8 protein-coding genes are annotated in these 6,672 nt (G+C 72.0%); 3 read left to right on the plus strand and 5 right to left on the minus strand.

Annotation, left to right across the window (positions count from 1 at the left end):
* Positions 1 to 4: 4 nt before the first annotated feature.
* Both E1291_RS21885 and E1291_RS21890 read right to left on the minus strand, forming a co-directional pair.
* Complete coding sequence (locus E1291_RS21885; RefSeq protein ID WP_131739826.1) at positions 5 to 973, minus strand: TIGR03557 family F420-dependent LLM class oxidoreductase; 969 nt, start codon at positions 971 to 973, stop codon at positions 5 to 7.
* Between the two features lie 46 nt (positions 974 to 1,019).
* Complete coding sequence (locus E1291_RS21890) at positions 1,020 to 1,553, minus strand: ferritin-like domain-containing protein (protein WP_131739828.1); 534 nt, start codon at positions 1,551 to 1,553, stop codon at positions 1,020 to 1,022.
* A gap of 256 nt (positions 1,554 to 1,809) precedes the next feature.
* Between E1291_RS21890 and E1291_RS21895 the strand changes: the two genes are divergently transcribed.
* From E1291_RS21895 to E1291_RS21905, 3 genes are all read left to right on the plus strand, one after another.
* Entirely contained in the window at positions 1,810 to 2,094 is a 285-nt protein-coding gene (locus tag E1291_RS21895; protein ID WP_131739830.1) for a hypothetical protein, read from the plus strand.
* Between the two features lie 100 nt (positions 2,095 to 2,194).
* Positions 2,195 to 2,455, plus strand: a complete 261-nt coding sequence (locus E1291_RS21900; protein ID WP_131739832.1) for a hypothetical protein — start codon at positions 2,195 to 2,197, stop codon at positions 2,453 to 2,455.
* Positions 2,452 to 3,798 (plus strand): zinc metalloprotease, encoded by a 1,347-nt coding sequence (locus E1291_RS21905; protein ID WP_131739834.1) that lies wholly within the window; start codon positions 2,452 to 2,454, stop codon positions 3,796 to 3,798. The genes E1291_RS21900 and E1291_RS21905 overlap by 4 nt, the downstream gene beginning before the upstream one ends.
* A 77-nt stretch (positions 3,799 to 3,875) precedes the next feature.
* Here the strand turns inward: E1291_RS21905 and E1291_RS21910 are convergent, their stop codons facing one another.
* The 3 genes from E1291_RS21910 to E1291_RS21920 all read right to left on the minus strand — a co-directional run.
* Entirely contained in the window at positions 3,876 to 5,108 is a 1,233-nt protein-coding gene (locus E1291_RS21910) for a PP2C family protein-serine/threonine phosphatase (RefSeq protein WP_242614296.1), read from the minus strand.
* Positions 5,109 to 5,177: 69 nt separating this feature from the next.
* On the minus strand, positions 5,178 to 5,666 hold the full coding sequence (locus tag E1291_RS21915) for an MSMEG_6728 family protein (protein WP_131739836.1): 489 nt from the start codon (positions 5,664 to 5,666) through the stop codon (positions 5,178 to 5,180).
* A 69-nt stretch (positions 5,667 to 5,735) separates the two neighbouring features.
* A partial coding sequence (locus E1291_RS21920) for a hypothetical protein (RefSeq protein ID WP_207400868.1) occupies positions 5,736 to 6,672 on the minus strand: 937 nt, incomplete at its 5' end.

Here is a 6,672-nt window from a genome sequence, read left to right on the forward strand (position 1 = left end):
GCCGCTAGGAGAAGCGGGTGCGGAGGACGGGCAGCAGCTCGGCCTCCGCCCAGGCCCGGAACTCCTTCTGGTTGTCGCCGCCGCTCTGGCAGAAGGCGACGTGGGTGAACCCCGCGTCCGCCCACTGCTGGACGGCCTCGACGTAGCGCGACACGTCATCACCACAGGGGACGGACTCGGCGATGTCCTCGGGACGGACGGTGCCCGCCGCGGCCTCGAAGTTCTTCGGGCCCGGCAGCTCGGCCATCACCTTCCACCCGGCGGCGGAGAACCTCCAGGTGCGGTGGGCCCGCTCCTTGGCCTCCTTGAGGTCGTGTCCATAGGACACCGGGATCTGCCCGTAGACGGGTTTGCCGGCCCCGCCCTCCTCTTTGAAGATCTCGACGACGTCGCCGACGGGCCGGTCGGAGATGAAGACGTCCCCGTGCTCGGCGGCCAGCCGGCCGGCGCGGGCGCTGCCGGCGGCCATACCGATGGGGACGGGCTGTTCCGGCAGGTCGTAGAGCCGGGCGGAGTCGACGGTGAAGTGGCGGCCCCGGTAGCTGACGTACCCGCCGCCGAACAGCGCGCGGATGATCTCGACGGCCTCGGTGAACATCTCGTGCCGGACGTCCACCGAGGGCCAGCCGCGCCCGACGACGTGCTCGTTGAGGTTCTCCCCCGCGCCCAGGCCCAGGGTGAACCGGCCGTCCGAGAGCACCCCCATCGTCGCCGCCTTCTGCGCGACGACCGCGGGGTGGTAACGCATGATCGGGCAGGTCACGAACGTCATCAGGGGGATGCGCTCGGTCGCCTGCGCGAGCGCGCCGAGCACCGACCAGGCGTAGGCCGAGTGCCCCATGTCCTCCAGCCACGGGAAATAGTGGTCGGAGATGACCGAGTAACCGAATCCCGCGGCCTCGGCCTCGACGAGGTCTTCGACGAGTTGTTTGGGCGGTGTCTGCTCGCACAGGAGCGTGTATCCGAATTCCATGCTCCGGCGCATACCCGGGAGCCGGAAAACAATCGTCAAGGAACGGTCAGTTGCCGAGCAGGTCCATGAGGTCGTCGGCGTGCTCCTCTTCTTCGGCGAGGATGTGCTCCATGAGACGCCGCGTCGTGACGTCCCCGTCGCCGAGCCAGCGGATGATCTCCTGATAAGACTCGATGACGATGCGCTCGGCGACGAGGTTCTCCTGGAGCATGCCCTTCAGGTCGTTGTCGTCGAAGGTCTCGTAGGTGGTGTGCGCGCGCTCGGCGATGGTCTTCGGGTCGAAGTCGGGGTCCCCGCCGAGCTGGCTGATGCGCTCGGCGGCACGCATCGCGTGGTCGCGCTCCTCGTCGGCGTGCTCGGTGAACTCCGCGGCCACCTGCGCGCGGTCGATGCCGGTCGCGCTGATCGCGTGCCGGCTGTAGCGCATCCAGCAGACGATCTCCGTCGCCAGGACGTCGTTGAGCACCCCGATGACCTCCCGCGTGCTGCGCCGGTACCCCTCGGTCACCGGACCGTCGGCCATCTTCCGCCGGGCCCGGTCGCGGATCTCCGTCACATCGATGCTGAAGCTGCCGGCCATCTGTTCCCCTCCTGATCATGCGGACGTTCCCCTGCCTACCCACCTCACGAACGTCATGCGCGGCCTCTCGAAACGGCCGTAACACCGGGCGGAACGGCGCCGCCGACGACACATCACTCCTTTACCAGGAGTCAGACTGGCCACGATCCGTCACTCGTGCTATACGTAGAGCTACCTCACCTCGACTTGGGGCGAGGTATGGGACATCCGGTATCCACCTTGAGATCCGGGCGTGACAAGGAAGAAAAGGAACCACATGAAGTCCTTCAGCTACACCGAGCTCGACCTGCTGGCCGGCGAGGTCCTGCCCGAGCGCGCCGTCCTGTCGACCCTGCTCGTCGGCGGCGGCAACGACAACGACAACACCAACCTCAACGTGGGCGGCCACGGCCACGGCCACGGCCAGATCGTCACCCAGAACGCCTGCCAGAGCAGCATCGGCCACCCGCAGGGCGGCCTGCTCGGCGTCCTCGGCCTCAGCAACCAGCAGGACGTCTCGACGTTCGTCTGCGAGCCGGGCCAGACCGCCGTCAACGGCTGAGTGGTTCGGACGTAGTTGCGGGCTCGCGCTCGCAAAGGGAAGGGCTGGCGTTCTCCCGCCAGCCCTTCCCCCTTCCTCTGCCCCACCTGAAAGCGATTCCATGAGTCAAGCGATCCCGCACACCTTCACCTACGCCGAGCTGGAACGGCTCGATCCCGACGTGCTGCCGCGGCGGCTCGCGCTGTCCGGGATGACCGCCCAGTCGGCGAGCGGCGGCCACGACGACACCTCGGTGTACTACGCCTGCCAGTCCACCTACTCCGGTGGCACCAGCGGGCTGCTGGGCCTCGGCCTGCTCGCCGAGCCGCCGCGCTCCAGCCTGACCTGCGTTCCCGCCGTGGTGGCGCACAAGAGCGCATGAGCGACACCGCCACCCCGGCCGTGGACGGTGCCGGGCCCGCCGCGCCGCTCGTGCTGCCCTCGCTCGTCGAGGGCGCCGAACTCGTCGGCGAGTTCAAGAACTCAGGCTACCGGGAGCCGCCCCAGTTGGTCTGCCTGCCGAACCGGCAGCTCGTCCGGCTTCCGCCGCTGCTGTTCCTGGTCGCCGAGGCGCTGCACGAGCACCGGGACCTGGCCGGGGCCGACGTCGAGACCGCCCTCGACCGGGTCGCCGCGGACGTCAGCGCCAAGGCCGGCGCGCGGCTGACCGGCGAGCAGGTCGTCTACCTCGCCGACCGCAAGCTCGCGCCGCTCGGCGTCACCACCTACAGCGACGGCCGGCAGCCGGAGCTCACCCGGGCCGACCCGTTCCTGGCGCTGAAGTTCAGGGTCGCGGTCTTCCCCGAGTCGGTCACCTGGTTCATCGCGGGCCTGTTCGGCTGGCTGTTCCAGCCGGTGATCATGACGCTGATGGTGGCCGCGACGGTGGCCAGCGAGGTCTGGGTGCTCACCACGCGGTCGGTGGCCGACGCCCTGCAGCACACCATCCTCGTCCCGGTCAGCATCCTGCTGATCGTGGCGCTCGGGGTGCTGTCCTGCGCGTTCCACGAGGTCGGCCACGCCTCCGCCTGCCGCTACGGCGGCGTCCGGCCGGGCGTGATGGGATGCGGCATCTACCTGGTGTGGCCCGCGTTCTACACCGACATCACCGAGTCCTACCGGCTCGGCCGGGCCGGGCGGCTGCGCGCCGACCTCGCCGGGGTCTACTTCAACGGCATCTTCGTCGTCGGGCTGACCCTGCTGTACCTGTACACGGGCTTCGAGCCGCTGGTGGTCGCCCTGCTGTACATCAACCTGGAGATCATCCAGCAGCTGCTGCCGACGCTCCGGTTCGACGGGTACTACATCATGTCCGACCTGGTCGGGGTCCCCGACCTGTTCAAGTACATCGGCCCGATCCTGCGCCGCGCCGTGCTGCGGCGCCCCGCCGACGCCCGGCTGAAGGATCTCAAGCGCTGGCCGCAGGTGTTCGTCACGATCTGGGTGCTGACCATCATCCCGGTGCTGGCGTTCCAGATCGCGCTGATCCTGGTGCGGGTACCGAGCCTGATCGCCAGCGACTGGCGCATGACCCGCCGCCTCGCCGACGCCGCCATGGCCGGGGCCGGCCCGCTGGAGCTGGCCGCCTCGGGGCTGCAGATCGTCCTGCTGATCCTGCCGATCGTCGGTCTGGCGCTCATCCTGGGACAGCTGCTGTACAAGCTCGTCCGCTGGGCGGTCCGCTGGGTCCAGGCGCCCGCGGCCGAGGCCGCGCCGGACGCCTGACGCCCGCCGCGCGTGACGCGCCGGATGCCCCGACGGGCACCCGGCGCGTTCGGTTCTCCGGGGGCGCCGGGCCGCGGTCAGCCCTGGCGGACGCTCTCCTCCTCGCCCGGCGGCGGGCCGCGCCATTCGAGGAGGAGGACGGTCGCGTCGTCGTCCAGCCTGCCCGCGTGGTGCTCCAGGATGCTGTTGACGAGGCGGCGCAGCGTCTCCGGGACGCCGAGCCCGTCGGCGCAGCGCCGGATCACGAAGTCGACGAACCGGTGGAAACCGAACTCCTGCTTGGCGGGGTCGCGGGCCTCGACGATCCCGTCGGTGTAGAGCAGCAGCCGGTCGCCCGGTTCGAGCTGCTCCTCGCAGACCGTGGCGGTCACACCGAGGTCGGTGCCCAGCGGATGGCCCGGCGGGCACTCCAGCGTCGTCGCCCACCGCCCGTTGCGGATCACCACGGGGGCGGGGTGGCCGTGCGAGAGCCAGGCGAGCCGGCCCGTCCGGACGTCGAACTCCGCGAGCACCGCCGTGACGTAGCGGGCCGACTCGAACTGCTCGACCAGCACCGCCTCGATCGCCTCGCCCGTCTCGACCAGGCCCCTGCCCTCCAGGCGGACGTTGCGGCAGGTCGCGACGGCCAGGTTCGCGGTCAGCCCGGACGAGGTGTCGTGCCCCATCGCGTCGAAGACGGCCAGATGCACGATGTCACCGGTCACCCCGTAGTCGAAGGCGTCGCCGCCGAGCCGGTAGGCGGGCTCCAGGGCCGCGCCGATCACCACCCGGTCGCTGGCGAAGGTCAGCGGCGGCATCAGCCGCCACTGCATCTCCGCCGACACGGTCATGTCCTGGACCCGGATCAGGCGCAGATAGGAGTCGCTGGACGAGCCCTTGCTGTAGATCAGCAGCGCGACCAGCCCCGCCAGGAGCCCGGCCAGTTCCACGGCCCCGGCGTCCCCGCGCTCGACACCGGCCCGCAGGACCCCGATCCGCTGGCTGCCGTGCAGCATCGGCACCCAGATCTGGGTGCCGGCGTCCTCCTCGGCGGGCTGGCCGACCACCGTCTCCATGCTCTGGTAGGCCCGGCCCGCCAGCGTCGCGTCGACCCGCAGCTCGCCCGCCTCGCGGCCGGGGCCCTGCGCGGCGTCCCGGCCGTGGCCGGTCAGCAGCCGCAGGACGTTCTGCTGAATGTCCACGACGTAGATCAGCGCGTCCCGCAGGCCGGCCGCCGCGGCGTGCTCGGCGACGGCGTCCGGCAGCTCCTCCAGCGACATCCGGTGCCCGGCGGCCAGCAGGCCGCCCAGCATCGCCTCGCCGCGTTCCACCCGCCGGCCTTCCCTCGTCCGGTCGCCTCTCGGCCTTCGCCCGGAACGTACCCGGCCGGGCGAGGGCCATCACACCTCCGTACGGGCCGGGCGGTCGGAGGCCGGCCAGACATAGGGCAGGTCGGGCGGGACGTCCGGGAAGCAGGGGCCGTAGAACCCCGGGTCCTTGCGGACGAGCGCCGAGCGGTGGCTCAGGTGGAAGCCCGGGTCGCCGAGCCAGGGCGGCAGCTCGCCCGCCGCCGCGAGCCGCCGCTGGTCGCGCGGCCCGCCCGAATCCGCCCGCCCGGGAACGGCGGCCAGGCCCGCGACCAGCGACCCGGCGCAGGTGTCGGCCCGGCCGAGGTCGCACCAGCGGCGGCAGACCTCCAGGCCGTAGCGGACGAGCGCCTCCTCGTAGCCCGCCCACATCCGGACCGCCGGATGGCGCCGCCAGCCGTAGCCCGGCACCGTCAGCCCGCGCAGCACCTGCAGCGCCTCGACGCGCTGCTTGCCGAGCCGCCGCGGGTCGAGGACGTCCGCGGTGGCGGCGAAGTCCGCGTACGGCAGGAAGGTCTGCACGCCGGTCCCCCGTCCCTCCGTGGCCCTCTACCCGGCGGCGCCCGGCCGAAGCGAGGGCCCGGGGCGGGGTCACTTCGGCAGGAGTGCGGCGATCTCGGGCTTGAGCAGGTCGCGGACGCTCGCGTAGGAGCCGCCGAAGTCGAGGTCGCCGCACCCGTCGCTGCCCGCGTGCAGCCAGGACAGCTGGAACTCGGCGGGAGTGAAGAACGCGCTGAGGCGGGGCGGATCGACCTCCATCCCCTTGATGGTCTGGCCCCCGGCCTTCTGGGGGAAGAAGTCGGCCCGCTCGAACCGCCCGTCCGTCGAGCAGTCGCTCCACTTGCGGCTGCTCGCGGTCGCGCGCTGGGTCATGAACGACTGGAGGCGGGCGACGCCCGCGGGCGTCAGCGTCCCGGGCCGGAACACGTCCTGGTTGGTCAGCCGTTTCCCGGTGGTCAGGTCGACGGTGACGACCTCGCCGCCGGGGGCTCCGTCGGCCTGCTGGCACCAGTCGGAGTGCATGAAGTAGCGGACGGAGACGTACCGCGGGCCGCGCAGCCCCGTCCGCGCGGTCGTGAACACCTTGGTCTGGCGGCCCCCGCACCGCCCCCGCTCGGCGCTCCCCGTCCCGATCCGGATGAGCCGGTCCAGGGGGGCGCGCAGCTCCTGGTTGACGCGCTTCTCCAGGGCCGCGTCACCGAGGCCGCTCACCGACACGTACGCCGCGTTCTGGACGTCCACCCCGCCGATCGTCTGAGTCTGGGACGCCGTGTTCACCTGCGCCACCGGCCGTGTCCGGGGGGTCTTCGTCGCGCCGCCCTTCGTCGCGTAGACCGCGGCGGTGGCCGAGGCCGCGACCACGGCGACACCGGCCACCGCGAGGGTGCCCTTGCCCGCCGCGGTGGCCAGGAACCCCTTGCTGACGCTCGTCCCGGCCGTCCCGGCGGCGCCCATGCCGCTCCCCGCCGACCCCGCGGCGCCCGCCCCGGCCCCGGCTCCGGCGGCACCGGCCGCGCCGGCGGCGCCC

The organism is Actinomadura roseirufa (assembly GCF_900659635.1).
Taxonomy (GTDB): domain Bacteria; phylum Actinomycetota; class Actinomycetes; order Streptosporangiales; family Streptosporangiaceae; genus Spirillospora; species Spirillospora roseirufa.